A 621-nucleotide genomic window follows, 5' to 3' on the forward strand; every position below is an offset into this window, starting at 1 on the left:
ACCTATTTCAGTACAACACCTTTTAAAGTCATTACATTAAAAGATATAGAAACGTATCAATTAATATTGGATGGTTTTGATGAGTTAACTAATAAAAATAGAAGTAAAATTTCATCATTAATAAAGTCACTAAATTATATTGTTTTATCGCGCCCGTATGGTTTAATAAACCACAGTTTAAATTATGATATAGCTATACAAATAGATGGATTCAATACTATTTGTGTAGAATTATACTTGGATAAAATTTTGAAAAGTGAAGAAGAAAAAGAAATGCTTCTTAATTTAATCGATAGTAATAGAGTCTTGAAGGATTATGCAAATATTCCTTTAATGCTTTCATACATTACATTAATATTTTTGACAAGTAAACAGGAAGATATTAAAGAAGAACTCTCTACAATAAAATCAATTTACGATTTACAAGAAAAAGTATTTAGCTGGATTCTTTCATATGCATTAGAAAAGGGAAGCATAGAAAAACATGAACTATTAGATGTAAAACATAAAATAGAAGAGTTTGCCTATTTTATGCAAATTAATAAATATTTTATTTATACAGGTGGCTTTGATAATTCTAACACAAAAATTGTAGAGGTTTTATCTGCAAAAGGTCTAGGC

General features: G+C 25.6%; 1 protein-coding gene. It reads left to right on the forward strand.

Features of this window, described 5'->3' with window-relative positions; translation table 11 throughout:
* Positions 1-621: hypothetical protein (locus tag ACVC2P_RS10260; RefSeq protein WP_452598386.1), on the forward strand; the 621-nt coding region annotated here is incomplete at both ends.

The sequence above is a fragment of the Pontimicrobium sp. MEBiC01747 genome (assembly GCF_053601635.1).